Origin of the sequence: Pseudacidovorax intermedius, assembly GCF_003350475.1 — a bacterium.
Taxonomy (GTDB): domain Bacteria; phylum Pseudomonadota; class Gammaproteobacteria; order Burkholderiales; family Burkholderiaceae_C; genus Xenophilus; species Xenophilus intermedius.
In genome coordinates, this window is the sequence record NZ_QQAV01000001.1 from 167,954 (window position 1) to 194,364 (window position 26,411).

22 protein-coding genes are annotated in these 26,411 nt (G+C 68.2%); 4 read left to right on the forward strand and 18 right to left on the reverse strand.

Annotated elements, in window-relative coordinates; translation table 11 throughout:
• Nucleotides 1-42 precede the first annotated feature (42 nt).
• A complete protein-coding gene (locus DFR41_RS00770) occupies nt 43-465 on the forward strand; it encodes an acyl-CoA thioesterase (protein WP_017757113.1) in 423 nt (140 codons plus the stop codon).
• A 79-nt stretch (nt 466-544) separates the two neighbouring features.
• Here DFR41_RS00770 and DFR41_RS00775 read toward each other — a convergent pair whose 3' ends face one another.
• The 14 genes from DFR41_RS00775 to DFR41_RS00840 all read right to left on the reverse strand — a co-directional run bounded on the left by DFR41_RS00775 (nt 545) and on the right by DFR41_RS00840 (nt 16,882).
• Nucleotides 545-1,309 carry an enoyl-CoA hydratase gene (locus tag DFR41_RS00775; RefSeq protein WP_114801366.1) on the reverse strand — a complete coding sequence of 255 codons (765 nt, stop codon included), beginning with the start codon at nt 1,307-1,309 and terminating at the stop codon, nt 545-547.
• A 25-nt stretch (nt 1,310-1,334) separates the two neighbouring features.
• On the reverse strand, nt 1,335-1,937 hold the full coding sequence (locus DFR41_RS00780) for a 2-hydroxychromene-2-carboxylate isomerase (protein ID WP_114801367.1): 603 nt from the start codon (nt 1,935-1,937) through the stop codon (nt 1,335-1,337).
• 73 nt (nt 1,938-2,010) lie between these two features.
• A complete protein-coding gene (locus DFR41_RS00785) occupies nt 2,011-2,754 on the reverse strand; it encodes an SDR family oxidoreductase (protein WP_114801368.1) in 744 nt (247 codons plus the stop codon).
• A 35-nt stretch (nt 2,755-2,789) separates the two neighbouring features.
• Entirely contained in the window at nt 2,790-3,620 is an 831-nt protein-coding gene (locus tag DFR41_RS00790) for an acyl-CoA thioesterase (RefSeq protein ID WP_114802126.1), read from the reverse strand.
• A gap of 120 nt (nt 3,621-3,740) precedes the next feature.
• Nucleotides 3,741-4,940 carry an acetyl-CoA C-acyltransferase gene (locus DFR41_RS00795; RefSeq protein WP_114801369.1) on the reverse strand — a complete coding sequence of 400 codons (1,200 nt, stop codon included), beginning with the start codon at nt 4,938-4,940 and terminating at the stop codon, nt 3,741-3,743.
• Nucleotides 4,941-4,957: 17 nt separating this feature from the next.
• The gene (locus DFR41_RS00800; RefSeq protein ID WP_114801370.1) at nt 4,958-7,369 is read right to left on the reverse strand and encodes a 3-hydroxyacyl-CoA dehydrogenase/enoyl-CoA hydratase family protein; all 2,412 of its coding nucleotides are present in this window, start codon (nt 7,367-7,369) and stop codon (nt 4,958-4,960) included.
• Nucleotides 7,370-7,498: 129 nt separating this feature from the next.
• Nucleotides 7,499-7,933 carry a DUF2147 domain-containing protein gene (locus DFR41_RS00805; RefSeq protein ID WP_017757121.1) on the reverse strand — a complete coding sequence of 145 codons (435 nt, stop codon included), beginning with the start codon at nt 7,931-7,933 and terminating at the stop codon, nt 7,499-7,501.
• A gap of 44 nt (nt 7,934-7,977) precedes the next feature.
• Nucleotides 7,978-9,774: an acyl-CoA dehydrogenase C-terminal domain-containing protein gene (locus tag DFR41_RS00810; protein WP_114801371.1), complete on the reverse strand. Its 1,797-nt coding sequence runs from the start codon at nt 9,772-9,774 to the stop codon at nt 7,978-7,980.
• Nucleotides 9,775-9,847: 73 nt separating this feature from the next.
• Nucleotides 9,848-10,528, reverse strand: a complete 681-nt coding sequence (locus DFR41_RS00815; protein ID WP_017757123.1) for a TetR/AcrR family transcriptional regulator — start codon at nt 10,526-10,528, stop codon at nt 9,848-9,850.
• A 129-nt stretch (nt 10,529-10,657) separates the two neighbouring features.
• Entirely contained in the window at nt 10,658-11,506 is an 849-nt protein-coding gene (locus DFR41_RS00820) for a fumarylacetoacetate hydrolase family protein (RefSeq protein WP_114801372.1), read from the reverse strand.
• A 120-nt stretch (nt 11,507-11,626) separates the two neighbouring features.
• Entirely contained in the window at nt 11,627-13,870 is a 2,244-nt protein-coding gene (gene katG, locus DFR41_RS00825) for a catalase/peroxidase HPI (protein ID WP_114801373.1), read from the reverse strand.
• Nucleotides 13,871-14,083: 213 nt separating this feature from the next.
• On the reverse strand, nt 14,084-14,761 hold the full coding sequence (slmA, locus tag DFR41_RS00830) for a nucleoid occlusion factor SlmA (protein ID WP_114801374.1): 678 nt from the start codon (nt 14,759-14,761) through the stop codon (nt 14,084-14,086).
• A gap of 80 nt (nt 14,762-14,841) precedes the next feature.
• Nucleotides 14,842-15,735, reverse strand: coding sequence for an acetylglutamate kinase (gene argB / locus DFR41_RS00835; protein ID WP_114801375.1), 894 nt, complete (start codon nt 15,733-15,735; stop codon nt 14,842-14,844).
• 49 nt (nt 15,736-15,784) lie between these two features.
• Nucleotides 15,785-16,882 carry an MraY family glycosyltransferase gene (locus DFR41_RS00840; protein WP_114801376.1) on the reverse strand — a complete coding sequence of 366 codons (1,098 nt, stop codon included), beginning with the start codon at nt 16,880-16,882 and terminating at the stop codon, nt 15,785-15,787.
• 71 nt (nt 16,883-16,953) lie between these two features.
• Between DFR41_RS00840 and DFR41_RS00845 the strand changes: the two genes are divergently transcribed.
• Nucleotides 16,954-17,727 (forward strand): glycosyltransferase, encoded by a 774-nt coding sequence (locus DFR41_RS00845; RefSeq protein WP_114801377.1) that lies wholly within the window; start codon nt 16,954-16,956, stop codon nt 17,725-17,727.
• Nucleotides 17,728-17,774: 47 nt separating this feature from the next.
• On the opposite strand, the gene DFR41_RS00850 is transcribed toward DFR41_RS00845, so the two are convergent.
• The 3 genes from DFR41_RS00850 to DFR41_RS00860 form a co-directional block, all read right to left on the reverse strand.
• Nucleotides 17,775-18,740: a glycosyltransferase gene (locus tag DFR41_RS00850; RefSeq protein WP_244917610.1), complete on the reverse strand. Its 966-nt coding sequence runs from the start codon at nt 18,738-18,740 to the stop codon at nt 17,775-17,777.
• A 74-nt stretch (nt 18,741-18,814) separates the two neighbouring features.
• Nucleotides 18,815-20,413: a glycosyltransferase family 2 protein gene (locus DFR41_RS00855; protein ID WP_244917666.1), complete on the reverse strand. Its 1,599-nt coding sequence runs from the start codon at nt 20,411-20,413 to the stop codon at nt 18,815-18,817.
• Nucleotides 20,414-20,702: 289 nt separating this feature from the next.
• Nucleotides 20,703-22,724, reverse strand: a complete 2,022-nt coding sequence (locus tag DFR41_RS00860; RefSeq protein WP_114801379.1) for an acyltransferase family protein — start codon at nt 22,722-22,724, stop codon at nt 20,703-20,705.
• 154 nt (nt 22,725-22,878) lie between these two features.
• Between DFR41_RS00860 and DFR41_RS00865 the strand changes: the two genes are divergently transcribed.
• Together DFR41_RS00865 and DFR41_RS00870 are read left to right on the forward strand one after the other, a co-directional pair.
• Complete coding sequence (locus DFR41_RS00865; protein ID WP_017757218.1) at nt 22,879-23,685, forward strand: ABC transporter permease; 807 nt, start codon at nt 22,879-22,881, stop codon at nt 23,683-23,685.
• A 7-nt stretch (nt 23,686-23,692) separates the two neighbouring features.
• Nucleotides 23,693-24,424 carry an ABC transporter ATP-binding protein gene (locus DFR41_RS00870; RefSeq protein WP_114801380.1) on the forward strand — a complete coding sequence of 244 codons (732 nt, stop codon included), beginning with the start codon at nt 23,693-23,695 and terminating at the stop codon, nt 24,422-24,424.
• Here the strand turns inward: DFR41_RS00870 and DFR41_RS00875 are convergent.
• A complete protein-coding gene (locus tag DFR41_RS00875) occupies nt 24,421-26,352 on the reverse strand; it encodes a hypothetical protein (protein WP_147284302.1) in 1,932 nt (643 codons plus the stop codon). The two genes, DFR41_RS00870 and DFR41_RS00875, sit on opposite strands and share 4 nt — an antisense overlap.
• Nucleotides 26,353-26,411 lie beyond the last annotated feature (59 nt).

A 26,411-nucleotide genomic window follows, 5' to 3' on the forward strand; every position in this document is an offset into this window, starting at 1 on the left:
GCATGCGGGACAATCCGCGGCGTTGTTTTCCCGGATTGTCCAATGACCGCCCCGACCGCCGCCCCCGCCGTCCTCAAAAGCCTGCCCGCCGATATGGAGCTCGTGCTCAAGGTGATCCCGATGCCGGCCGATACCAACGGCAACGGCGACATCTTCGGCGGCTGGGTCATGGCCCAGGTCGACCTGGCCGGCTCGGTGATCCCGGCGCGTTATGCGCAGGGCCGCATGGCCACGGTGGCGGTCAATGAATTCATCTTCAAGCAGCCGGTGCGCGTGGGCGACCTGCTGTCCTTCTATGCGGCCGTCACCCGTGTGGGCCGCACCTCGGTCACGGTGAAGGTCGAGGTCTTCGCCGAGCGCATCCGCCAGCAGGGCGAGTACGTGAAGGTGACCGAGGCCTCGCTCACCTACGTGGCCATCGACGAGAACGGCCGGCCGCGCCCGGTGGTGCCGCCCAAGGGCTGAGAGCCATCGATCCCAGCCCACTCCCCGGTCCACGCCTGGCCACCGAGCGCCCCGCGCTGCCAGCCAGGACGGCTCGGCCTCAGACCTTGCTGAAGTCCGGCCGCCGCTTTTCCATGAAGGCGGTGAAGGCCTCGCGCGCCGCGGGTTCGCGCAGCATGCGGCCGAAGCTCGCGCCCTCCTCGTCCATGCGTTCGACCACGGCGGCCGTCTGCGTCTTCTTGAGCAGGCGCTTGGTCTCGATCAGCGCCGACAGCGGCTTGGCGGCCAGCTTGCGCGCCTGCTGCTGCGCGTAGGCATTGCACTCGGTGGGCGGCAGCACGCGGTTGACCAGGCCGACTTCGAGCGCCGCCTCGGCCATGAAGGGCTCGCCCAGCAGCAGCGCCTCGGCCGCGCGGTGGTAGCCGAACATCTGCGGCACCAGCAGGCTGGACGCCGCCTCGGGGCACAGGCCCAGGTTGACGAAGGGCATGGAGAAGGCGGCGTTGTCGCCGGCATAAACCAGGTCGCAGTGGAAGAGCAGCGTGGTGCCGATGCCAACCGCCGGGCCGCACACGGCCGCGACCACCGGCTTGGGAAAGGCCGCGATGCCGCGCAGGAAGCGGAACACGGGCGAGTCCTGCGTCGAGGGCGGCTTGTTGAGGAAGTCGCCGATGTCGTTGCCCGCCGAGAAGATGGTGGCATCGCCCTGGATCAGCACGCAGCGCACGGCCGCGTCGTCGCGCGCGGCGTCGAGCGCGTCGGCCAACGCGGCGTACATGCTGCTGGTGATGGAGTTCTTCTTGTCGACGCGGTTGAAGGTCAGGGTGGTCACACCCGCTTCGGTGTGGACGAGGATGTCGCTCATGGTGTTGGTGAGGTGAAGAGAAAAATCAACGGGAGATGAGGGCGTCGCGCACGAAGTCCAGCCGGTCCTGGCCCCAGAACATCTGGTCGCCGACGAACATCGTCGGCGCGCCGAACACGCCACGCTCCACGGCCTCCTGCGTGGTGGTCTTGAGCTGGTCCTTGACGTCCTGGCGGCCCAGCAGCGTCATGAACTCGGCGGCGTTGAAGCCGGCAGCGGTGAGCACGGCCGTCAGCTCGCCCGCATCGCCCAGGTTGCGCGGCTGCGCCCACATGGCGTCGAACACGGCCTGCGCATAGCCCTGGAAGCGTTCGGGCCGGTGCATCTGCATCGCCGTGGCGCCGCGCATCAGCGTCAGCGTGTTGATGGGGAAGTGCGGGTTGTGCTCGAAGGGCACGCCGGCGCGGCGGGCGAAGCGCGCCAGGTCCTCGCGCATGTAACGACCCTTGGCCTCGACCTCGGCCGGAGAACGGTTGCCGGTGGCCTGGAACACGCCGCCCAGCAGCATGGGCCGCCATACCAGTTCGGCGCCGGTGTCGGCGCACACATGGGGCAGCTGCATCCAGGCCAGGTAGGCGGCCGGGCTGCCGAAGTCGAAGAAGCATTCGACGCGGGCGGGAGCGGTCATGGGGGGTCTCCAGTCGTTCTCGTGGGAAGGCCGCAATGATGCCGGGCCGGCCCGGTCGCTGCGCAGCCGGCGCTCAGAAATTCTCGATCCACGGCCGCAGGTCCAGCTCGTGGGTCCAGGCATCGCGCGGCTGGCGGTGCAGCATCACGTAGGCCGCGGCGATGTGATCGGGGTTCAGGATGCCGTCCTCCGCCTTGCGCGCATAGCGCTCCGGGAAGTTGCTGCGGATGAACTCGGTGTCGATGGCGCCATCGATGATGGTATGGGCCACGTGGATGCCCTGCGGCCCTAGCTCGCGCGCCATGCTCTGGGCCAGCGCGCGCAGCGCCATCTTGGCGCCCGAGAAGGCCGCGAAATTGGCGCCCCCGCGCAACGAGGCCGTGGCGCCGGTGAACAGGATGGTGCCGCGCTGCCCGCCCGCCGGCAGCGGCCGGGCCACCATGCGCCTGGCGACCTCGCGGGCGTTGAGGAAGCCCGAGAAGCAGGCCATCTCCCAGACCTTGAAGTACTTGCGCGCCGTCTCGGTGAGGATGCTCTCGGGCACGTTGGCGCCGATGTTGAACACCATCACCTCGATGGGCCCGACGGTGGCCTCGATCTGCTCGACCAGGGCGACGACCTCCTCTTCCTTGCGCGCATCGCTGCCGAAGGCCTGGGCCGTGCCGCCATCGGCCTGGATCTGCGCCACCAGCGGCGTCAGCTTGTCGGCACTGCGGCGGGTGACGCAGGCGGCATAGCCCTCGCGGGCAAAGGCGCGAGCGATGGCACCGCCGGTGGCGTCACCGGCGCCGACGATCAGGGCGGCAGGTTGGGGCATGGTGGCTCCTGAGGACAAAGGAACGCGCAATCGCGCTATTCCTTGTAGTAGACGATCTGATGGCTGGTCGCGAGCAGCAGCCCGGCCTCGCTCCAAAGCTGCGCGGTCTGGTCGAAGAAGCCGTTGCGGAACTGCTGGCCGGTCGCCCGGCCCAGCAGGAAGCCTTCGCCCACGGCCGCGAGTTCGGCCGCGCCGGCGTGGAAGTAGGTGGTGATGGACACCGTGCCCGCCGGCACAGGCCGGGCGCGACGGAGCCACACGCGCGGGTAGAACACGTCGCTCATCGCCGCCAGCGCCGGAAAGTCCAGCGTGCGCGGCACTGCGTCGCGCACCCACATCAGCGTCTCGCTGTGGTCGCCGGCATCGTTCCACTCGCGCGGAATGCCGCCGCTGATGGGCCGCATGTCGTACTGGCCGACCCAGGCCACGCCCTTGGGGCCGGTGCCCATGCCCGCCACGTCGGCCGGGGCCGGCACCTTGGGCATGGCGACATCGGTGGTGCTCCAGGTCTGGCGCCGCAGTGCGGTGACGACGGTGGCGGTGGTGTTGAGCTGGGACTTGCCGTCGTCGTCCGCCTGGCTGAGTGTGAGCGTCCAGTGCTGTGTGGAACGGTTGGTGCGCACCGGCAGCGCCTGCACCTGCAGCGCGCCTTCGGTCACGGCCGCGGCGTAGTTGACCGTGAGCGCGACCGGCTCGCCCAGTCGGTCAGGATGCTGCATCACGGCCTGCAACAGCAGCGCCGCGGTCGTGCCACCGAAGGGGCCGACCATGTTCCAGTAGTCGGGGCTGGTGGCCCCGGTGAAGAGCCCGGACTGGATGTCGCTGTGCGACAGCGCGAGGGCACGATCGAGCGGGTGGTCGTTCATGGCGGCAGTGTGCATAAAGCGACTTGGCGCGCGAGTCGTGTGCGGGACGCTCGAGCCTCGGTAGGAACCCGCAGCCCGTGGCGGCCAGCCGGCCCGGCGCCGGCCGGCTGCGGTGCCGATTCAGACGCGCTCGAAGATGCCCGCCGCGCCCTGCCCCATGCCCACGCACATGGTCACCATGCCGTACTTGAGCTGCTTGCGGCGCAGCGCATGCACGACGGTGGCCGCGCGAATGGCGCCGGTGGCACCCAGCGGGTGGCCCAGCGCGATGGCGCCGCCCATCGGGTTGACCTTGGCGGCGTCCAGCCCCAGCGTGTTGATCACGGCCAGCGACTGGGCGGCGAAGGCCTCGTTCAGTTCGAACCAGTCGATGTCGTCCTGCTTCAGGCCCGCATAGCGCAGCGCGGCCGGGATCGCCTCGATGGGACCGATGCCCATGATGGCCGGCGGCACACCCTTGCTGGCGAAGCTCACGAAGCGCGCCAGCGGCTGCAGGTCGTACTTCTGGCAGGCGGCCTCGCTCGCCAGGATCAGCGCGCCGGCGCCGTCCGAGGTCTGCGAGCTGTTGCCCGCCGTCACCGAGCCGCGGGCGGCGAACACGGTGCGCAGCTTCGCCAAGCCCTCCAGGCTGGTGGCGGGGCGCGGGCCCTCGTCCAGGCTGACGGTGCGGGTCTTGGCGATGGTCTCGCCGGTGGCGGCGTCCAAGCCGCGGTCGGTCACCTCGATGGGCGTGATTTCGTCGGCGAACTCGCCGGCTTGCTGGGCGGCGACGGCGCGACGATGCGATTCGAGTGCGAAGGCGTCCTGCGCCTCGCGGCTCACCTTCCACTGCTGCGCCACCTTCTCGGCCGTCAGGCCCATGCCGTAGGCGATGCCCACGTCGCCGTCGCGCTCGAAGATGGAGGGCGACAGCGAGGGCGCGTTGCCCATCATCGGCACCATGCTCATGCTTTCGACGCCCGCGGCGATCATCACCTCGGCCTCACCGACGCGGATGCGGTCGGCCGCCATCTGCACGGCCGACAGGCCGGAGGCGCAGAAGCGGTTGACGGTGATGCCGCCCACGCTGGTGGGCAGGCCCGCCAGCACCGCGCCGATGCGCGCCACGTTCAGGCCCTGCTGGGCCTCGGGAATGGCGCAGCCGCAGACGATGTCCTCGATGGTCTGCGGATCGAGCCGCGGCACCTGCGCCAGCGCTGCCTTCAGCGTGGTGGCCAGCAGGTCGTCCGGCCGGGTGTTGCGGAAGAAGCCGCGGTGCGACTTGCCGATGGGGGTGCGCGTGGCGGCGACGATGTAGGCGTCTTGAACTTGCTTGCTCATGGTCGTGTTCTCGTCGTTCAGTTCCGGACGGGTTTGCCAGTGGACAGCATGCCCATGATCCGTTCCTGCGTCTTGGGGTGCTGGACCAGCGCGCAGAAGGCGTCGCGCTCCAGGCGCATCAGATACTCCTCGGTCACCAGGGTGCCGGGGTCCACGTCGCCGCCCGTCACCACGTGGGCGATCAGGCTGGCGATGTGGAAGTCGTGGGCGCTGATGAAGCCGCCGTCGCGCATGTTGACCAGCTGGCCCTTGATGGTGGCCGCACCACTGCGGCCGGCTACGCGGAAGGGCTTCTTCAGTGGCGGGCGCCAGCCGGCATCGCTCATGGCCTTGACCTGGCCGATGGCCACGTGCAGCAGCTCGTCCTTGTGCGGCACGATCACGTCGCCCTCGACCAGGTAGCCCAGCTTCTTCGACTCCAGCGCGCTGGTGCCCACCTTGGCCATGGCCGCGGCGGTGAAGCCTTCGGTGAGGAAGGGCAGCAGGTCGGTGCCGGTGGAGGCGGCGGCGTTCTCGGCCGCGCGGCGGGCGATATAGGTCAGTCCGCCGGCGCCGGGCACCAGGCCCACGCCCACTTCGACCAGACCGATGTAGCTTTCCATCGCGGCCACGCGGCGGGCGCTGTGCACCGCCAACTCGCAGCCGCCACCCAGGGCCATGCCGCGCACGGCGGAGACCACGGGCACATTGGCGTAGCGGATGCGCAGCATCACGTCCTGCAGCGCCTGCTCCGCACCTTCGATGGCGCCCACGCCGGCCACCACGAAGGCGGGCAGCATGGCCTGCAGGTCGGCGCCGACGGAGAACTTGTCCGACGGCGACCAGATCACCAGGCCCTGGTACTCGCGCTCCGCCAGCGCCACGGCCTCGGCCAGTGCCTCGGCGACGTCGGGGCTGATGGCGTTCATCTTGGAATGGATGCTGGCGATCAGCACGCCTTCGTAGCCCGGCCGGTCCAGCGTCCAGACGCGCACGTCGCCTTCGTCGCTGATCGTCGTGCCGGACTCTTCGGCGGCCTTGGCGCCGCTGCCCAGCACGCTTTCCGGGAAGAGCTGGCGCGCATGCACCGGCAGGCGGCGCTCGGGCACGAAGCGCTGCTCGGCGGCGCTCCACGAGCCCTCGGGCGTGTGCACGCCGCCGGCCTCGGCCACCGGGCCGTCGAACACCCACTTCGGCAGCGGCGCCTTGGCCAGCGCCTTGCCGGCGTCGATGTCCTCCTGGATCCACTGCGCCACCTGCGACCAGCCGGCCTCCTGCCACAGCTCGAAGGGGCCCTGCTTCATGCCGAAGCCCCAGCGCATGGCAAGGTCCACATCGCGCGCGCTCTCGGCGATGTCGGCCAGGTGCAGCGCCGCGTAATGGAAGCCGTCGCGCAGGATCGCCCACAGAAACTGGCCCTGCGGCCCTTCGCTCTCGCGCAGCAGCTTGAGCCGCTGGCCCGCCGGCTTCTTGAGCATGCGGCCGTAGACCTCGTCGGCCTTCTGGCCGGCGGGCACGTAATCGCCCGATTCGAGGTCGAAGCGCAGGATGTCGCGGCCGGCCTTCTTGTAGAAGCCGCCCTTGGTCTTCTGGCCCAGGCGCCCCAGCTCGATCAGCTTGGCCAGCACCGGCGGCGTGGCGAAGTTGGGGTAGAACGGATCGGTGGCCTCGCTCAGGTTGTCCTGCAGCGTCTTGACCACGTGGGCCATGGTGTCCAGGCCCACCACGTCGGCGGTGCGGAAGGTGCCGGAGCTGGCACGGCCCAGGCGCTTGCCCGTGAGGTCATCGACCACGTCGAAGGAGAGGCCGAACTTCTCGACCTCCTTCATCGTCGCCAGCATGCCGGCGATGCCGATGCGGTTGGCGATGAAGTTGGGCGTGTCCTTGGCGCGGACCACGCCCTTGCCCAGCGCGGTGACGGCGAAGGCCTCCAGGTCGTCCAGCACCTGCGCGTTGATGGTGGGCGTGGGGATCAGCTCCACCAGCGTCATGTAGCGCGGCGGGTTGAAGAAGTGGATGCCGCAGAAGCGCGGACGGATGCTCTCGGGCACCGCCTCGGCCAGCTTGGTGATCGACAGGCCCGAGGTGTTGGAGGCCAGGATGGCATGCGGCGCGACGTGGGGTGCGATCTTCTTGTAGAGGTCGAGCTTCCAGTCCATGCGCTCGGCGATGGCCTCGATCACGAGGTCGCATTCGCCCAGCAGGCCGAGGTGCTCCTCGTAATTGGCTGCCTGGATCAGCGCCGCGTCCTCGGCCACACCCAGGGGGGCGGGCTTGAGCTTCTTGAGGTTGTCGATGGCCTTGAGCACGATGCCGCTCTTGGGCCCCTCTTTCGCGGGCAGGTCGAACAGGATGACCGGCACGCGCACATTGACGAGATGGGCCGCGATCTGCGCGCCCATCACGCCTGCGCCGAGCACGGCGACTTTCTTGACTTGGAATCGGGACATGTCTCTGCACCCTAGGGTGAAAAAGTGTTCAGGCGGGAATCGCCGCGGAACCGGCTCCGCCGGGCCGCGGGCGATGTCCCCGTGAGGGGGTGTCCGAGCCGCACGCAGTGCGGCGAGGCTGGGGGCGGGTCAGGGATTGGCTCGCTGCCATGTCTGCGTCCGCCAGAACGGCCCCAGGTAGCCACGCACCTCCAGCTTCTTGCCGCCATCGACCGGCGTATAGCTGGCGCGGTATTCCTTGCCGTTCTCGGGATCGAGGATCTTGCCGCCCTCCCACACCTCCTTGCCGTCGGCCTTCTTGCCGCCGCGCACGATCTCCAAGCCCACGATGGGCTGGCCCTTGCGATCGTCGGTGCACTGGTCGCAGGTGGAGGAGCCGTCCTTCTTCAGCACCTTCTCGATGCGGCCGGAGAGCTGGCCGCCGTTGTCGGTGATGCGGATCTCGGCCTTGGTCTCGCCGGTCTTGTCGTCGACGTTGCGCCACAGGCCCGCGGGGCTCATCTGCGCCAGTGCGGCCGACGAGGCCAGCACCAGCGAGAGGGCGAGAGATGCACGAAGCAGCATGGAGGTCTCCGGTCGTGGTGGATGGGAAGGAAGGGCGGAGGCGCTCAGGCCAGCGCGGCGTCGGTGTCCATCAGCGCCTTGCTGCCCGAACGTGCGGTGCGCATCAGCGTCGCGGTCTCGGGGAAGAGCTTGGCGAAGTAGAAGCGGGCGGTCTGCAGCTTGGCGGTATAGAACGGGTCGGTGCTGCCGGCAGCGATCTGGCGCAGCGCCACCTGGGCCATGCGGGCGAACATGTAGGCGAAGACCAGATGGCCGGCCACCCGCAGGTAGTCCACCGCGGCGGCGCCGACCTCGTCGGGGTTCTGGAAGCCCTTGAAGCCGATCTCGGTGGTGAACTTGGTCATCTGGTCGCCCAGGTAGGCCAGCGGGTTGATGAACTCGGCCATCTTCTCGTTGACGCCCTCCTCTTCCACCAACTGGCCGATCAGCTTGCCGAACTTCTTCAGCGTGGCGCCGTTGTTGCCCAGCACCTTGCGGCCCAGCAGGTCCAGCGACTGCACGGTGTTCGTGCCTTCGTAGATCATGTTGATGCGGTTGTCCCGCACGAACTGCTCCATGCCCCATTCCTTGATGAAGCCATGGCCGCCGAAGACCTGCATGCAGGCATTGGTGCTGATGTGGCCGTTGTCGGTGATGAAGGCCTTGACGATGGGCGTGAGCAGCGCGACCAGCTCGTCGCTGTTCTTGCGCACCTTCTCGTCGGGATGGTGGTGCGCCTTGTCCAGCAGCAGCGTGCAGAAGATCTGCAGCGCGCGGCCGCCTTCGGCATAGGCCTTGGCCGTCAGCAGCATCTTGCGCACGTCGGGGTGCACGATGATGGGGTCGGCGTCCTTGTCCTTGGCCTTCACGCCCGACAGGGAGCGCATCTGGATGCGGTCCTTGGCATAGGCCAGTGCATTCTGGAAGGCGACTTCGGTCAGGCCTAGCGACTGGTTGCCCACGCCCAGGCGGGCGGCATTCATCATCACGAACATGGCGGCCAGGCCCTTGTTGGGCTCGCCCACCAGGCTGCCCGTGGCACCGTCGAGCGCGATCTGCGCGGTGGCGTTGCCGTGGATGCCCATCTTGTGCTCCAGGCCGGTGCAGAAGATGGGATTGCGCTCGCCCAGGCTGCCGTCGGCATTGACCTTGAACTTGGGCACCACGAACAGGCTGATGCCCTTGCTGCCCTTGGGCGCGTCGGGCAGGCGGGCCAGCACCAGGTGGACGATGTTCTCGGCCATGTCGTGTTCGCCGGCCGAGATGAAGATCTTGTTGCCGGTCAGCTTGTAGCTGCCGTCGGCCTGTGGCTCGGCCTTGGTGCGCAGCAGGCCCAGGTCGGTGCCGCAGTGGGGCTCGGTCAGGCACATGGTGCCGGTCCATTCGCCGCTCACCAGCTTGGGCAGGTAGGTCTTCTTCTGCTCGTCGGTGCCATGGGCCACCAGCGCCTCGTAGGCACCGTGCGACAGGCCGGGGTACATGGTCCAGGCCTGGTTGGCGCTGTTGAGCATTTCGTACAGGCACTGGTTGACCGTGTGCGGCAGCCCCTGGCCACCGAACTGCGGGTCGCACGACAGCGCGGGCCAGCCGCCTTCGACGTATTGCGCATAGGCTTCCTTGAAACCCTTGGGCGTGGTCACGGCGTGCGTCTTCACGTCCAGCGTGCAGCCCTCGGTGTCGCCGCCGATGTTCAGCGGAAAGGCCACCTCGGCGGCGAACTTGCCCGCCTCTTCCAGCACGGCATTGATGGTGTCCGCGTCGGTCTCGGCATGGGCCGGCATCGCCTTGAATTCGTCGGCGACATTGAACACTTCATGCAGCACGAATTGCATGTCGCGCAGCGGGGGGGTGTAGGTGGGCATGCGAGGCGTCTCCTGCTCGGGAAGAAGGTTGATGAGGAAGGAAGGGAAGAGAAGAAAAGAAAACGGGCGCCAGTCAGCGCACGGTGCGCAGCTTGCGCGCGGGTGCAGCCGGGGCGGCCGGCGGCGCATCGGGCGTGGCGCTGCGCGCGAGGATGTTGTCGAAGCCGGTGTTGGCCCGGTCCACCGAACCGTCGACGCGCAGGAAGCGCGCCTCGTAGTGCAGCGCCAGGATCAGGCCGTGGATCTCGAAGGCGATCTGGCGGGCGTCGGCCTCGGCCTGCAGGTGGCCTTCTTCCTGCGACTGCCGCACGGCGCGCAGCACCGCGGCCTGCCAGATGCTCACCGACTCGACCAGCGCATCGCGCACCGGACCTGGCCGGTCGTCGAATTCGGAAGCGCCGCTGATGTAGATGCAACCCGAGTCGATCTCGGTGGTGGTGCGCTTCATCCAGTTGGCGAACATGGCCCGCAGTCGCGGCAGGCCACGCGGCTGGGTGAGCGCCGGGAAGAACACTTCCTGCTCGAAGCGGTGGTGGTATTCGCGGACCACCGAGATCTGCAATTCCTCGCGCGAGCCGAAATGGGCGAACACGCCCGACTTGCTCATCTGCGTGAGTTCGGCCACCGCGCCGATCGACAGGCCCTCCAGCCCTACCTGGGCGGCCAGGTTCAGGGCGGCATCGACGATGACGGCCTTGGTCTGCTGGCCCTTGGCGGCCTGGCGGGCAGGCTTGACGGCGCTGGAAGTGCTCATGGCTCGGGATGGACAAAATAAAACGAACGGTCGTGCATTTTTATTCTGTCACCCGATGGCGTCAAGCCTGCGAAATTCCCGGCACCGCCGGGGGTCTTGTGGCACCCGTGGGCGGGTGCGCCGCATGCTTCAGCGCCTGAACGCAACGACCGGCTGCACCTGCTCGCCCAGGCCGTCGATGCCCAGCGTCATCGTGTCGCCGGCGCGCAGGAAGCGCGGTGGCTTCATGCCCATGCCCACGCCGGGCGGCGTGCCGGTGGCGATCACGTCGCCGGGCATCAGCGTCATGAACTGGCTGACGTAGCTGATGATCTTGGCCACGCCGAAGACCATGGTGCGGGTGCTGCCGGTCTGCATGCGCTCGCCATTCACGTCCAGCCACAGCGACAGGCGCTGCGGGTTGGGCACCTCGTCGCGGGTGACCAGCCAGGGGCCGATGGGGCCGAAGGTGTCGCAGCCCTTGCCCTTGTCCCAGGTGCCGCCGCGCTCGATCTGGTACTCGCGCTCGCTCACGTCGTTGACCACGCAGTACCCAGCCACATGGTCCAGCGCCTCCTTCTGCGACACGTAGCGGGCCTGGCGGCCGATGACCACGCCCAGCTCCACCTCCCAGTCGGTCTTGACCGAGCCCTTGGGCAGGATCACCGGGTCGTTGGCGCCCTGGATGCAAGTGGTGGCCTTGAGGAAGATGATCGGCTCCTTGGGCACCGGCATGCCGGCCTCGGCCGCATGGTCGGCATAGTTCAGGCCGATGGCGACCAGCTTGCCCACCTGCGCCACGGGGCAGCCCAGACGCGGCTTGCCGCGCACCAGCGGCAGGGTGTCGGGCTTGAGGCGACGCAGCTTGGCCATGACCTTGTCATCGAGCTGGGCGGCGCCCAGGTCGGGGATGACGGCGCTCAGGTCGCGCAGACGGCCTTCGGCATCGATGAGTCCGGGCTTTTCCTTGCCGGGGTTGCCGTAGCGGACGAGCTTCATGGAGGATCCTTTTTCTGTGACGTGAACGAAAGCGCCCGCCCGGCCGTGGGGACGGCGGCGGGCGGGCGCATTCTTCCACGCCCTCTCCGGCAGCACCGGAGGACGCGAGAGCAAGGACGATCAGGCCACGAGGTCGAAGCGGTCCAGGTTCATCACCTTGGTCCAGGCCGCCACGAAGTCGCGCACGAACTTCTGCTGGCCATCGGCACTGCCGTAGACCTCGGCGATGGCGCGCAGTTGGGCATGCGAGCCGAACACCAGGTCGGCGCGGGTGCCCGTCCAGCGCATGGCGCCGGTCTTGCGGTCGCGGCCTTCGTACAGGTCCTTGGCGGGCGAAGTGGCCTTCCATTCGGTGGCCATGTCCAGCAGGTTGACGAAGAAGTCATTGCTGAGCGTGCCGACGCGGTCGGTGAAGACGCCGTGCTGGCTGCCGTTGGTGTTGGCGCCCAGCACGCGCAGTCCACCCACCAGCGCCGTCATTTCGGGCGCGGTCAACGTCAGCAGCTGGGCCTTGTCGACCAGCAGCGCTTCGGCCGGCACGGCCGAGGCCGTCTTGACGTAGTTGCGGAAGCCGTCGGCGAAGGGCTCCATCACGGCGAAGCCCTCGACGTCGGTCTGTTCCTGGCTGGCGTCGGTGCGGCCCGGGGTGAAGGGCACGGTCACGCTCTGGCCCGCGGCCCTCTCGATGGCGGCACCGCCGGCCAGCACGATCAGGTCGGCGAGCGACACCTTCTTGCCGTCCTTCTGCGCGCCGTTGAACTCGGCCTGGATGCCTTTCAGCGTCTTGAGCACCTGGGCCAGCTGCTCGGGCTGGTTGACGGCCCAGTCCTTCTGCGGCGCGAGGCGGATGCGGGCGCCGTTGGCACCACCGCGCTTGTCGCCGCCGCGGAAGGTGGAGGCCGAGGCCCAGGCCGTGGCCACCAGCTGCGGCACCGTCAGGCCCGAGGCCAGCACCTTGGCCTTGAGGGCGGCGACGTCCTGCTCGCCGATGACCGGATAGCCCGCGGCGGGCAGCGGGTCCTGCCAGACGAATTCCTCGGCGGGCACGTCCTTGCCGAGGTAACGGGCACGCGGGCCCATGTCGCGGTGGGTCAGCTTGAACCAGGCGCGGGCGAAGGCATCGGCGAACTGGTCGGGGTTGGCCAGGAAGCGGCGCGAGATCTTCTCGTAGGCCGGATCGAAGCGCAGCGCCAGGTCGGACGTGAGCATCGTCGGCAGCAGCTTCTTGCCGGCGTCGAAGGCATGCGGGATGCTGGGCTCGGCATTCTTGGCCACCCACTGGTGAGCACCGGCCGGGCTCTTGGTCAGCTCCCACTCATGGCCGAACAGGAACTCGAAGTAGTCGTTGCTCCACTGGGTCGGCGTGCGCGTCCAGGTGACTTCCAGCCCGCTGGTGATGGCGTCCGCACCCTTGCCGGAGCCATGCTTGTTGTGCCAGCCGAAGCCTTGCGAGGCCAGGTCTTCCGCCTCGGGCTCGGCACCCACGTTGTCGGCCGGAGCCGCACCGTGCGTCTTGCCGAAGGTGTGCCCGCCAGCGATGAGGGCCACCGTCTCCTCGTCGTCCATGCCCATGCGGCCGAAGGTGTCGCGGATGTCGCGGGCCGAGGCCACCGGGTCGGGCTTGCCGTCCGGGCCTTCGGGGTTCACGTAGATCAGGCCCATCTGCACGGCGGCCAGCGGGTTCTCCAGGTCGCGGCTCTCGGGCACCTTGCTGTCATCGTCCTTGACCAGCACGCCGCGGCCTTCGACGCCCGGCGAGCCCTGCGAATAGCGGACGTCGCCGCCCAGCCACTTGGTCTCGCGGCCCCAGTAGACGTCCTGGTCGGGCTCCCAGGTGTCGGCACGGCCCCCGCCGAAACCCAGGGTCTTGAAGCCCATGGATTCGAGCGCGACGTTGCCGGTCAGGATCATCAGGTCGGCCCAGGAGATCTTGTTGCCGTACTTCTGCTTGATGGGCCACAGCAGGCGGCGGGCCTTGTCGAGGCTGACGTTGTCGGGCCAGCTGTTGAGCGGCGCGAAGCGCTGCTGCCCGCGGCCGCCACCCCCGCGTCCGTCGGCGGTCCGGTAGGTGCCGGCGCTGTGCCAGGCCATGCGCACGAACAGGCCGCCGTAGTGGCCGAAGTCGGCCGGCCACCAGTCCTGCGAGTCGGTCATCAGCGCGGTGAGGTCGCGCTTGACGGCGTCCAGGTCCAGGCTCTTGAAGGCCTCGGCGTAATCGAAGTCCTCGCCCATCGGGTTCGACTTGGCCGAATGCTGGTGCAGCATGTCCAGGCGCAACTGCTGGGGCCACCAGTCGCGGTTGGTGGTGCCGCTGCTGGCAGCCTGGTGGAAGGGGCATTTGCTCTGCGAGCTGTCGTTGGCCATGGGGCGCTCCTTGTGCTTTCTCGGGACGAGGGGTGGGGGAAACGGTGCCGTGGATTCTCTGCAGATGGCTCGCACACGGCGAGCCAACAACGCCTATCCCGGCCATAGGCGACGGGGTCAAGAGGCGATCATGAAACCGACTACGAACGCAGCCTGCACTCGGATCAGCCCCCATGGACATTGGGGGTTTGATCAACGCGAGACGACGCCGGCTCAGTGGGCGACGGAGGGCGACAAGTCCTGCAGCAGCAACGCCAGGCAGCCCTCGAGCTGCTCCGACGGCAGGCGCCGGAAGCCCGAGCGGCTGTAGCGCTGCAACCGGCCCATGGCGAAGGCCGCGAGTGCGGCTGCGCGCACCTGCGCATCGGCGGTGGGCGTGGCCGAGCCGGCGGCTGCGGCGTCGTCGCGCAGCAGTTGCCGCCACTGCGCTTCGAGCTTGTCGAAGAAGAGGTTCATGCGCTGCTGCAGCCGCTCATGCTCGAAGACGAGGGCATCGCCCGTCATCACGCGCGCCATGCCCGGGTTCTTCTCAGCGAACTGCACCAGCATGTGCATGAGCTGCGCGGCCTGCTCGGCCGGCGGACGATCGCGCTGGGCGATCTGCTGCACGAGGGAGAAGACGCTCTGCTCGATGAAGTCGATCAGCCCCTCGAACATCTGCGCCTTGCTGGCGAAGTGCCGGTACAGGGCCGCCTCGCTCACCGACAGCCGTGCGGCCAGCGCCGCCGTGGTGATGCGCTCGGCCCCGGGCTGCTCCAGCATGGCCGCCAGGGCCTGCAGGATCTGCACGCGGCGCTCGCCCGGCCGTGGCCGCTTGCGCGCCGGCGGGGCGGCCGGGCTGGCGGCCGGCTCCGACATGGCTTCCGAACCCAGCGGCTCCTCGTTCTCCATCGCTGCGCTGCCCCAGTTCTTGTAAAGCGCCAATTCTGCCGTCGGCGGTATGGGCCCGGCGCCGGGCCGGCCCCGGTGCCTTAGCGGGCGCGGATCATCGTGCCGAAGGCCTGCTCGGTCAGGATCTCCAGCAGCATGGCGTGCGGCACGCGGCCATCGATGATGTGCACCGCGTTGACGCCGCTCTTGGCGGCATCGAGCGCGCCCTCGATCTTGGGCAGCATGCCGCCCGAGATCGTGCCGTCGGCAAAGAGATCGTCGATCTCGCGGGCGCTGAGGTCGGTGAGCAGCTTGCCGGTCTTGTCGAGCACGCCGGGCGTGTTGGTCAGCAGCACGAGCTTCTCGGCCTTGAGCACCGTGGCCAGCTTGCCGGCCACCACGTCGGCGTTGATGTTGTAGCTTTCGTTGTCCTCGCCGAAGCCGATGGGGCTGATGACGGGGATGAAGGCGTCATCCTGAAGCGCCTGCACGACACCCGGGTCGATGGAGACGATGTCGCCCACCTGGCCCACGTCGTGGAAGAGGCTGGGGTCGTGGCGGTCGACCATCTTGAGCTTCTGCGCGCGGATGAGCCCGCCGTCGCGGCCGGTGAGGCCCACGGCCTTGCCGCCGGCCTGGTTGATCAGGCCCACGATGTCCTGCTGCACCTCGCCGGCCAGCACCCATTCGACGACTTCCATGGTCTCGGCGTCTGTCACGCGCATGCCCTGGATGAACTGGCCCGTCTTGCCCAGGCGCTTGAGGGCGGCCTCGATCTGCGGACCACCGCCGTGCACCACCACCGGGTTGATGCCCACCAGCTTGAGCAGCACCACGTCCTCGGCGAAGTCGGCCTGCAGGGCCGGATCGGTCATGGCATTGCCGCCGTACTTGATGACCATGGTCTTGCCATGGAACTTGCGGATGTAGGGCAGCGCCTGGGCCAGGATCTCGGCCTTGTCGCGCGGGGGGATGTTCAGGACGGGGTCGGTCATGGCTGGCCTCGTGACATGAGAAGGGAAAAGGAATTGACGCAGGTGCCGGCTATGGACGCAGCCAGCGCGGCACCTTGAAGCGCACGATCATCAGGTAGGCCGCCACGTAGGTGACGGCGAACAGCAGGCAGAAGAAGGCCAGCATCAGCGTGTTGTTCCAGAACAGCACGGCCGGTACCACCGACATGGCGGCGAACATCCACAGATAGGGCGAGGTGCGGTTGTTGCGGGCCAGCAGCTGGCGCGCCTCGTTGTCCTCGAAGGCCACGCGCACGATGCGGCGGAAGATGAGCTGGTGGAAATGCAGCGCGTCCGCCGTGCCCGGCGACTGGCCGCGGGCGGCCTTGCGGTAGATGGAGAACAGCGTCTCCCACACCGGGTAGATCAGCAGCAGCACCGGGAACCAGGGCGAGACCGCCGAGTGGCGCTGCACCAGCAGCACGCACGACAGCCCCAGCACCATGCCCCAGACATAGGCCCCGCCGTCGCCGGCGAAGATCTTGCCGCGCGGGTAGTTCCACAGCAGGAAGCCCATCGTCGCGCCCACCAGGCAGACCACCATGCCGGCCAGTTGCCGGTCGCCCAGCTGCAGCGCCACGTGGGTGATGGCCAAGCCCACCAGGACGGCCACGGTGCCGGCCAGGCCGTTGTAGCCGTCGATGATGTTGAAGGCGTGCGGCAGGCCGGCCAGGCCCAGCACGGCGATGAGTGCGCCGACCAGTGGAGTGGCCTGCAGCCAGCCGTCCAGCCCGGGAATGCCCAGGCGGTGCACGCCGATGCCCAGCAGCCAGCACAGCAGCACGCCCGACACCGTCGTCAGCGCCAGGCGGATGCGCACCGGCACGCGCTGGGTCACGTCCTCGGTGATGCCGCCCAGCACCGCCGGCAGGATGCAGGCGAAGGTGAGCAGCGCCGTTCCAAAGGGCCAGTTGAGGTTGAACGGGTCGTTGCCCGTGATGCCCGAAGCGACCCAGGCCGCGCCGGTGCCCACCAGGATGCCGGCGCCCCCCAGACGCGGAATGTGGCCCTTGTGGAAGCGTTGCGGCATGTCGGCGGCATAGCGCCGCGCATGGCGCCGCGCCCGGCGCATGAGCACGAGCACGGTGAAGGCGGAAACAAGGAAGCTGATGACGATCAGGGCAATCATGGCGGGGGAGCGGGACGCGCCAGGCGCGAGGCCACGGGGCAGCCTCCTAGAATCCCGTGCGAAATTAGACCATGCCTGAGCTGACAGACCGCCCGCCGCTGACCATCTCCATCGTGAGCCACGGACAGCAGGCGCTGATCCTGCCGCTGCTGCATCAGCTCGCCCGCTTCTGCGGCCCGCTGATCCATCGCGTGGTGCTCACGGTCAACATTCCCGAGCCCGACCTCCTGGGCGACGCGCCGCCCGGCCTGCCGCTGCTGCGGCTGGACAACCCGGCCCCGATGGGCTTCGGCGCCAACAACAACCAGGCCTTCGGCCACTGCGAGACCCCGTGGTTCCTGGTGCTGAACCCGGACATCCGGCTGGACCATGACGTGCTCTCGCCGCTGCTGGCCCAGGCCGCGGCCGGCGCCGGCCTGCTGGCGCCGCGCATCCTGGAGCCCGGCAAGGCGGCGCCGGAGCAGCACCGCGCGCTCCTCACGCCGACCGAGATCCTCCAGCGCCGCAAGCCCGGTTACGGCATCCCGGCCGTGCCCGACTGGATCCCGGGCCTGTTCATGCTCTTTCGCAGCGAGGCCTACCGCCAGATCGGCGGCTTCGACGAGCGCTTCTTCATGTACGGCGAGGATTTCGACATCTGCGCCCGCCTGCGACTGGCCGGCTGGCGCATCCAGATCGCCGAGGACCAGCGGGCGCGGCACGAGGCCCAGCGTGCCAGCCGCACGCGCCTGCGGCACCTGTGGTGGCATGTGAGCAGCCTGCTGAAGGTGTGGGGCTCGCGCGCCTTCTGGCGCTATCGGGCGCTGCTGGCGCGCGAGGCTGCGCAGGCGTCGCGGCCCGGGTGATCCGGCTGCGCGATTGCGCCGACCGCGCTGCCGCGAGTCGGGCGACGTCAGCCGCGCTCCATCAGATCCTGGAGGATTGCCGGCAGGCCGCGGTCGAAGCGGGCGTAACGGCCTCGTGCCGCCTGCAGGGCCACGGGCAGCACACGGGCAGGACGCCAGCGCGGCAGTCCCGCCCGAAAGCGGAAATGCTCCAGCTTGCCCTGTGCCATCGCCAGCGTCTCTCCGGCCACCCGCGGGCCGAGCCCCTGCAGGAAGGCCAGCAAGGCCTCGGACCGCCGCACGCGATGGGCGTACTTGTCGCCTCGTTCGCCGAGCGCCTTGTCGATCTTCTGCCGCAGCGTCATGCGCTGGGCGCCGATCTGGTTGTTGCCGTGCTGGCGATAGTCCATCAACGGTTCGGCCAGCAGGTCGATGCGGCCGATGGCGGCGCCCACGGTGGCCAGCCATTCGTCGTGCACCCACAGCGGCGAGATGGGCAAGGCAGTGTCGAGCAGCGTCCGGCGCAGCATGGTGGTGGCGCCGGTCACCAGGTTGCGGTGCATCAGGGCCGCGAAGGCCCGGCCGGCTGCGATGTCGGCCAGTTCGCCCGGGCGGGTCTCCAGCGCCTGCAGCAGGGTCTGGCCCAGGGGCTTGAGCTCGCCATCCACCAGCCGCGCGTCGGAATGCAGCAGCAGCAGCTCGGGCCGGCGCTCGAACTCGGCCACCATGCGTCGCAGCCGCCCTGCGTGCCACACGTCGTCCTGGTCGCACAGGGCGATCAGCTCGCCGCGGCATGCCCGGATGGCCTGCTCGAAATTGCGGGTGACGCCCAGCGGCGGGCGATTGCGCATGACGGTGAGCGGGATGCGCGTGGCAAGTCCATGTTCGGCCAAGGTGCGCTCGACCACGGCGACGCTGTCGTCGGACGAGTCGTCGTCGGAGAGCACGATCTCGCGCGGCAGCAGGTCCTGCGTGCAGATGCTGGCCACCTGCGCGGGCAGGTAGCGCGCGCCATTGCGGGTGCACAGGGCCACGGAGACATCGGCCTGCGCGACAGATGCCGCGGGCCACGCCGGAGCGGCGGTTGACGGAATCGGCACGGCCTCGGTCATGCGTCCGTGCGGCGCGGCGGCCACGCGAGGCTGAAGTCCTCGAGCAGCAGCGTGAGGTTCGGGCTGTAGGCCGGGTCATGGTCGATCAGCGCACCCCAGCGCTGCTGCATGAAGGCCAACTCGCGCTCGAAGCGCTCGCGCTTCTCCGGCGCCACGTCTTCGCCCCGGGTGGCCGATTCGTGGTGCAGCAGCTCGGCATAGGGCGTCCACACATTGCGGTAGCCCGCCTCGCGCAGCCGCAGGCAGAAGTCCACGTCGTTGAAGGCCACGGTGAGGTTCACCTCGTCCAGCCCCCCCACCTGCTCGTACAGCGACTTGCGCACCACCAGGCAGGCCGCCGTCACGGCGCTGAAGGACTGGACCAGCGCGGCCCGCCCCGCGTAGCCGTTCAGGCCGCGCGGCAGCGCCTTGTGCGCATGCACAGCGCAGCCGCCTGGCCCCAGGATCACGCCGCCATGCTGCAGCGTCATGTCGGGGTACCACAGCCGCGCGCCCACGGCGCCCACGCCGGGCTGCATCGCCAGGCTCACCATCTCGGACAGCCAGCCGGGCGACATCACCTCGATGTCGTTGTTGACCAGCGCCACCAGCTCGCCGCGCGCCAGCGCCACCGCCTGGTTATTCAGCGCCGAATAGTTGAAGGGCCGGTCGTCGCGCAGCACGCGGATATTGGGCTGCTGCGCCAGCCGCTCGAAGTACGCCAGCGCGGCCGGATCGTCCGAGCCGTTGTCCACCAGGATGATTTCCCAGTTCGGGTACTCGGTGCGCTTCTGGATCGACTCGATGCACTGGCGCACCAGTGCGAGCGCATTGCGCGTGGGGATGATCAGCGTCACCAGCGGCGGCGGGCTGGGCAGCGCATAGCGCACGCGGTAGCCGTAACCGAGGTACTCGGCCTTGGCCTGGATACCCAGGCGCTGGAAGTGCTCGTCCAGCGCCCGCTCGCCGGCCACGGCCGCATAGGGCTTGGCATCCATGGACTTGGCCGTGCTCTGCACATGGATGCGCCAGTGGTAGAGCACCCGCGGGATGTGCACGATCTGCGAGGGCGCGATGCGCTCGACGCAGCGCAGCACCAGGTCCCAGTCCTGCGAGCCTTCCAGGCCCTGGCGGAAGCCGCCCACCTCGCGCACCAGCGCCGTACGCAGCACGCCCAGGTGGCTGAACATGTTGTGCGAACGGAAGAGGTCGAGGTTCCAATCGGGCTTGAAGTACGGGTCGGAGCGCTGGCCCTGGTCGTCGACCTTGTCCTCGTCCGAGTAGACGAGCTGCGCATCGGGATGGTCGCGCACGCATTCGGCCACGCGCAGCAGGGCGTCCTCGGGCAGCAGGTCGTCGTGGTCCATCAGGGCGATCCATTCGCCCTGCACCAGATCGAGTGCGCTGTTGGAGGCCGCGGAGATATGGCCGTTCTTCGGACGGAAGACGACCTGGATGCGCGGGTCCTCGGCCTGGCAGGCCTCAAGCACCTGGCGCACCTCGGGCGCGGGCGAGGCGTCGTCGGCGATGCACAGCTGCCAGCGGCCGTAGAGCTGGGCCTGCACCGAGGCGATGGCGGCACGCAGGAACTGCGGATCGGGGTTGTAGCAGGGCATCAACACCGAGATCAGCGGGCCATCGGCCAGCGCTGCGGCGCGGGCGCGCAGGGCCTCGCGCTGCTGCGGCGTGATCGTGTCGTGCTCGCGAACCCAGCGGCCATAGTCGTTGCCGGGCCGCAGCTTGCGGCGGAACTCCCAGTCCACCCCCCGCCAGCCCGCCTTGCGCCAGACACGCCAGGCCTGCGGCAGCCGGGTGGCGAGCCGGGGCCCCTGCGTCACGGCCAGGCGGGCGAGCCGCCACCATCGATTCGTCAATTCAGGCTCCTGAAGGCGTCATACCAGGGGTTCACCGGCTGGCCGGCGCCAGCAGCGCCGTGTCGAGGAAGGTCGCTGCTTCGCGCACATAGGCGGCGCGCAGGTGCGTCGCGTCCTTGTAGACCGGATCGCCCTGCCCGTCCGCGCGCACGCATTGGCCGTCGGGACGGCACAGGCCGGCCATCGGATCCAGCGGGATCGCGCCGTTGGCCAGTGCCAGTTGCCGCAGCCGCTCGTGCAACGCGGCTTGCGAGGGCGGCAAGGGAGCCATGGGCGTGACGGGCGCGGCGGTCATCCGCTCCAGGCGGTTGCCGGTGAGGCGGCTGCGCGGCTCGAAGTCGGCGCCCACGGGGATGTTGAGCAGCAGGTAGGGCGTCTTGCCCATCGCCCGGATCTCGGCCAGCAGGCGGCCGAGCGCGGCGATGGACTGGTCCACGCCGTCGCCGCCTCGCAGCATATGACGCTGGCCCTGGGTGTCGCGGTAGTAGTAATGGTCGGGCGGCGGCGGGGCACTGGCGGCCGGCGGCGACTGGTCCACGTCGAAGTAGCAGCCCCAGCAGCCGCCGATCACCACCGCCTTGACGGCGGGCGTTCGGACCAGGTCCAGTGCGGCGGACAGCCGCTCGCCACAGATCGGATCGCGGTCCTCGATCAGGTTGGGAATCGGCGGGCAGGCGCCCCTCGTCGCGAAGAGCAGGGTCGACACTTCATCGGGTTTGCGCTCGGCCAGCGCCAGGGCACGGGCACGGTACTGCTCCACATGGCTGTCGCCGATCAGCAGCACCTCGCGCTCGCCGCCGTCGATACGCTCGAAGCCCTGGCCTTCGAAGGTGAAAGGCTTGAGCGCCTCCGGGTACACCCAGTCGGCACTGGCATTCATGATGGCCTGGATGCTCGGATCGTCGTTGCGCGGCAGCAGCCAACGCAGTTGCGCCGCCGCGCCCACCAGCGCGAGCACCACCATGGCTCCGGCCAGGCCCGCGACCACGCCGCGCCCACCCCGCCGCAACGGACGCTCCACGAAGCGAAAGGTCAGCCAGGCCAGCAGCACCGACGCGCCCAGGGCACCGAAGCGCAGCACCCGCGGCGGATCGAGAAAGCCTTCCTGAAGCACACGCGCATAGGCCAGCAGCGGCCAGTGCCACAGGTACAGCGGATAGCTGATCAAGCCGAACCAGACGAAGAGTCGCGAACCCAGCAGCCGCCGGTTGAACCAGGCCTGCGGTCCGGCCGCGATGCACAGGCAGGCGCCCAGCACCGGCAGCACGGCCCAGAAGCCCGGGAAGGCCTTGTACCGGTCGAGCAGGCCCAGGGCCGCCACAATGCAGGCGAGCCCGGCCGCCCCCATGAGCTGGTGCCCGGGCAGCGGCGCGGCGCCGGGGCCCCGGCGCCAGGCGACCCAGGCCAGCATCGCGCCCGCGCCCAGCTCCCACACGCGCGTGAACGGCATGTAGAAGGCGGCATCCGGATGGCGCACCACCAGCCCGACGTTGAGCAGGAAGGACAGGCCCACCGCCACGCCCATCCACCGCAGCAGGTGCTGGCGCTTCCAGGCCAGCGTCAGCAGCAGCGGCCAGAAGATGTAGAACTGCTCCTCCACCGCCAGCGACCACAGGTGCAGCAGCGGCTTGGTCTCGACCACGGTGTCGAAGTAGCCGGCCTCGCCCCACAGAACCAGGTTGGCCACGAAGCCCGCGCTGGCCAGCACGTGCTTGCCCAGTTGTCGAAACTCGTCCGCCAGCAGCACCCACCAGCCAAAGGCCAGCGTGGCGATCAGCACCAGAACCAGGCCCGGGAAGATGCGGCGGATGCGCCGGGCATAGAACTCGGCATAGCTGAACCCGCCGCCGGCCAGGCTGCCGAACATGATGGTGGAGATCAGGAAGCCCGAGATGACGAAGAAGATGTCCACGCCCACGAAACCGCCGGGCAGCCAGCGCGGCGAGGCATGGAAGATGATGACCGACAGCACCGCGATCGCGCGCAGTCCGTCGATGTCGGGTCGGTAGGCCGGGTGGGAGAGTGAAGGCGGGGTCGCGGGGCTGGGCGGCATGCGGTGCGGCCGGGTGGCGCTTGGCCACACTGTGCTGAACAGGACCGCGGATTATCCATGCCCGTCCGACGCCCCTGCGGCGCGGACTGCCCGGAAAACCCACCGGGAAAAGCCCCCGGATAGAATCCCGCGCTTCCCTTCAGGCCCCCAACGCATGACAACCACCGTCCACTCCAACCTGCACAGAAGCGCGTGGAAGGACTGGTGGGAAGGCACCCGCCGCATCGACATCTGGTGGACCCTGGCCTGGTTCGACATCGTGCTGCGCTACCGCCGCTCGACGCTCGGGCCGCTGTGGCTGACCCTGAGCATGGGCGCCATGATCGGCGGCATGGGGCCGCTGTACGCGTCGCTGTTCGGCACCGAGCTGTCGAAGTTCTTCCCGCACCTGGCGCTGGGCATCATCTTCTGGACCTTCTTCTCGGTGACGGTGATCGACTCGGGCGACGCCTTCATCAATGCGCAGAACTACCTCAAGCAGGGCTACTTCCCGGTGAGCATGTTCGTCTGGCGCACCCAGGCGCGCAGCGTCATCCAGTTTGCCCACCACATCATCCTGTTCGTGCCGGTGGCCCTGTGGACGGGCATCTCGCTGTCATGGCCGGCGCTGATGGTCATTCCGGCCTTCGCCCTGCTCATCGTCAATGCCCACTGCATCGGCATCGGCCTGGGCATCCTGTGCACGCGCTTCCGGGACGTGGCCCAGATCATCGCCAGCGTCATGCAGATGCTCATGTTCCTCACGCCCGTGTTCTGGCTGCCCGAGAACCTGCCCGACCGGGCCAAGTACATGCTGTGGAACCCCCTGGCGCAGATGCTGGATCTGCTGCGCACGCCGCTGATGGGCGGCGTCGCGCACTGGCACAACTGGGCGGGCATGGCCATCTGGACGGTGATCAACATCACCGTGGCCTGCATCCTCTTCGCGCGCTATCGCCGCCGCATCGTCTTCTGGCTCTGAGTCGCCCATGACCTCCCTTTCGCTCAAGAACGTCAGCCTGGGCTTTCCGATCTACGGCGCCAGCGCCACCTCGTTCAAGAAGACGCTGGCCGCCTCGGTCACCGGTGGCCGCGTGGGCAAGGAAACCGGCGTGACGGTGGTGCAGGCGCTGTCGGACATCGACCTCGAGCTCAAGGCCGGCGACCGCCTGGGCATCCTGGGCCACAACGGCGCCGGCAAGTCCACCCTGCTGCGCCTGCTGGCCGGCGTCTACGAGCCCACCTCGGGCGAGTTCGCCCGCATCGGCAGCGTGGCCAGTCTGATCGACCCGTCGATGGGCATCGAACGCGATGCGAGCGGCGTCGAGAACATCATGCTGCGCGGCCTCTCGATGGGCCTCAAGCGCCGCCAGATCGAGGCCATGACGCCCGAGATCTGCGAGTTCAGCGGCCTGGGCGAATACGTGAACATGCCCGTGCGCACCTATTCCACCGGCATGGTGATGCGCCTGGCCTTCGCCATCTGCACCAGCATGACGGCGGACATCCTGCTGATGGACGAATGGCTCTCGGTCGGCGACGCCGACTTCCAGGCCAAGGCCGAGCAGCGCATGACCGAGATGGTGGCCAAGTCGGGCATCCTGGTGCTGGCCTCGCATTCGCCGAAGTTGCTGCTGAAGGAATGCAACCGGTTCATCCGGCTGGAGCACGGGCGGGTGGTGAGCACCGAGCCGCCGCAGCTGTCTGCACTCGATAGCTAGCGAGTACCTGCTGCCTGGCAATCTCGCTCATCGGGCAGCATCGTCATCGTCGCCAGAACGTCGCCGGACCGAGGGTCAGCGAACCAAAACTGTGTGCCCACTTTGACCCAAGGCCCTGTCTCTGCGCCGTCTGCTGCACTGCCCACTTTAAAAAGCTGGAAAGCGGCGGCGTCTTGTTGCTTAACCTTGACCTCGACGTTTGCGCCGGCGGGCAGATCCAGGAAATCCCAAGTCAGCGTCACGGCCTGAGCCCGGCAACTGCCCACTAAGGGAGGAACCACACGAACCCCGCGTTTCTCTGCAAGGGCATTCGCCTTCGCAACCTCGGCCCGAGCCTCTGCTAAGGCCGCGCACCTGTCTCTCGCATCTGCAGGCGTCACCAGCCCCGCGGAAATCACCAGATTTTTCTCGCGATCCAGATACTGCTGCACCCGCACCTCTTTCCATCCGAAACGCCGCTGCTGCTCCTCTAAACGTTGTGGCGCGTCCGCGCCAATCAGCGCCACTACAAGATCGCGGCCCGAGCAAAGCGCCTGCTGGGCTGAATCGTCGATGGAAAGGACATGGTCAACACGTCCCCCCGTCAGCAACTGAAGAGGCATGAACAGTCCCCAGTCAGGAAGAACGTAGAGCGCGTTGGAGTGCAATCGGGCCGCATCATTCGAAAACTGCATGATCGCCTCCGAGTACAAAAGACGGCCGCCGGTCGCAACCAGCCGCTGCTGAATCGCAGTCTGGCCGGCGAGGGATATCCCCGCAGAGAGAAGAGCCAGCCCCGCAAACCAAGGCGCAGCACGCGGCGCAAGCTCCGAAATCCCGACGACGGTGAATGCAGCAGCCATATAGGCCAGGACAATGAACGGCGCGAAGTGATGGCCGCTCAGGCGCTCCCCGAAACACAATGCCCCTAGCCCAAAGCTCAGCATGAGGAGCCAAACTCCGCACAACCACATGGAGCCCTTGCCCCGCCAAGTAAGCATCATCGAGCCGATGCCAGTCACTGCAAACATCAATGCCGGCTTCAGATATTGGCCGAAAAACGGGACATGCTCTCCGAGCATCAGCTGAGCCTGCCATTGGCCGCTGACAACGTCGCGCAGAACGCGGATAAAAAACGATGTCACCTCGAAGAACGAATAGCTCGCCTGAAATGCTTTGAGTTCGGCGCTTCGGGCATGCAGGTAGGCAAGCAGGCCGGCCCACCCGCCCTCTTCATGGAGGATGAGGCCATAACCGACCAGATAGCCTAACGCGCCAAGAGCCAGCCCCAGAGCCAGCCCGGCGGCAATACAGGGAACACCGGCACCACGGTCAGGAGCACGATTGGCGAAGTACTGGAGACCCAGCCACGCAATCATTCCGGGCAGAAAAAACGCGTACACAAAGTAGCCATAGATGGCCAAGCCGCTGAACAGGCCCGTCAAAAGCGCAGCACTGAAATGCTGCCCCCTCGTACGAGCATCCTTTTCCCGCTGCGCAGACTGCATCGCGAGCAGCGTGAATAGCATCGGCGCCAGAGTGATGTAGAGCTGCGTCCGGAAGGCAAAGATGAAAGCCGGATCAATCGCGAGCAACAGTGGCACGGCTATGCTGATCCATGGGCCCCCACCATTTCGTCGCAGGCATGTCCAAAGCCCCAAGAGGATTGCCACGCCCCAAAGTGCATGCGACGCACGCAGAAGCTCAAGGCTGGAGCCGAAGGCTGCATAGAGCGGCAACAACGTCCATGCGTGAAGCGTGCCGTGATAGAGAGAAGTTAATACCGGCCAGCGATCCCCGAGGAGATTGCCTGGCAGCACCCATGCCGGAAGACGCCACGGCGCGTCAGCAAGCATGCGCACCACCAGATAGTCTGGATTGACAGCGTCCATGTACAGGCCCGGCAGCCCCATGTTCCAGGCGACGCCAGCCGCAAAGATGGCAATCACGACTGCAATGCCTAACCCAGCCACGCCAAGGCGAAGGAAATTTGGACGACGCCCCCCCT

What these genes read in the sequence shown, in the direction of transcription:
- DFR41_RS00775 (WP_114801366.1), bottom strand. Translation starts at nt 1,309, where the DNA reads ATGAGCGACATCCTCGTCCACACCGAAGCGGGTGTGACCACCCTGACC.
- argB (WP_114801375.1), bottom strand. Translation starts at nt 15,735, where the DNA reads ATGACCGACCCCGTCCTGAACATCCCCCCGCGCGACAAGGCCGAGATC.
- DFR41_RS00770 (WP_017757113.1), top strand. Translation starts at nt 43, where the DNA reads ATGACCGCCCCGACCGCCGCCCCCGCCGTCCTCAAAAGCCTGCCCGCC.
- DFR41_RS00820 (WP_114801372.1), bottom strand. Translation starts at nt 11,506, where the DNA reads ATGAAGCTCGTCCGCTACGGCAACCCCGGCAAGGAAAAGCCCGGACTC.
- DFR41_RS00785 (WP_114801368.1), bottom strand. Translation starts at nt 2,754, where the DNA reads ATGCCCCAACCTGCCGCCCTGATCGTCGGCGCCGGTGACGCCACCGGC.
- DFR41_RS00870 (WP_114801380.1), top strand. Translation starts at nt 23,693, where the DNA reads ATGACCTCCCTTTCGCTCAAGAACGTCAGCCTGGGCTTTCCGATCTAC.
- katG (WP_114801373.1), bottom strand. Translation starts at nt 13,870, where the DNA reads ATGGCCAACGACAGCTCGCAGAGCAAATGCCCCTTCCACCAGGCTGCC.
- DFR41_RS00805 (WP_017757121.1), bottom strand. Translation starts at nt 7,933, where the DNA reads ATGCTGCTTCGTGCATCTCTCGCCCTCTCGCTGGTGCTGGCCTCGTCG.
- DFR41_RS00780 (WP_114801367.1), bottom strand. Translation starts at nt 1,937, where the DNA reads ATGACCGCTCCCGCCCGCGTCGAATGCTTCTTCGACTTCGGCAGCCCG.
- DFR41_RS00815 (WP_017757123.1), bottom strand. Translation starts at nt 10,528, where the DNA reads ATGAGCACTTCCAGCGCCGTCAAGCCTGCCCGCCAGGCCGCCAAGGGC.
- DFR41_RS00855 (WP_244917666.1), bottom strand. Translation starts at nt 20,413, where the DNA reads ATGCCCTGCTACAACCCCGATCCGCAGTTCCTGCGTGCCGCCATCGCC.
- DFR41_RS00800 (WP_114801370.1), bottom strand. Translation starts at nt 7,369, where the DNA reads ATGTCCCGATTCCAAGTCAAGAAAGTCGCCGTGCTCGGCGCAGGCGTG.
- DFR41_RS00790 (WP_114802126.1), bottom strand. Translation starts at nt 3,620, where the DNA reads ATGAACGACCACCCGCTCGATCGTGCCCTCGCGCTGTCGCACAGCGAC.
- DFR41_RS00840 (WP_114801376.1), bottom strand. Translation starts at nt 16,882, where the DNA reads ATGATTGCCCTGATCGTCATCAGCTTCCTTGTTTCCGCCTTCACCGTG.
- slmA (WP_114801374.1), bottom strand. Translation starts at nt 14,761, where the DNA reads ATGGAGAACGAGGAGCCGCTGGGTTCGGAAGCCATGTCGGAGCCGGCC.
- DFR41_RS00810 (WP_114801371.1), bottom strand. Translation starts at nt 9,774, where the DNA reads ATGCCCACCTACACCCCCCCGCTGCGCGACATGCAATTCGTGCTGCAT.
- DFR41_RS00845 (WP_114801377.1), top strand. Translation starts at nt 16,954, where the DNA reads ATGCCTGAGCTGACAGACCGCCCGCCGCTGACCATCTCCATCGTGAGC.
- DFR41_RS00860 (WP_114801379.1), bottom strand. Translation starts at nt 22,724, where the DNA reads ATGCCGCCCAGCCCCGCGACCCCGCCTTCACTCTCCCACCCGGCCTAC.
- DFR41_RS00795 (WP_114801369.1), bottom strand. Translation starts at nt 4,940, where the DNA reads ATGAGCAAGCAAGTTCAAGACGCCTACATCGTCGCCGCCACGCGCACC.
- DFR41_RS00865 (WP_017757218.1), top strand. Translation starts at nt 22,879, where the DNA reads ATGACAACCACCGTCCACTCCAACCTGCACAGAAGCGCGTGGAAGGAC.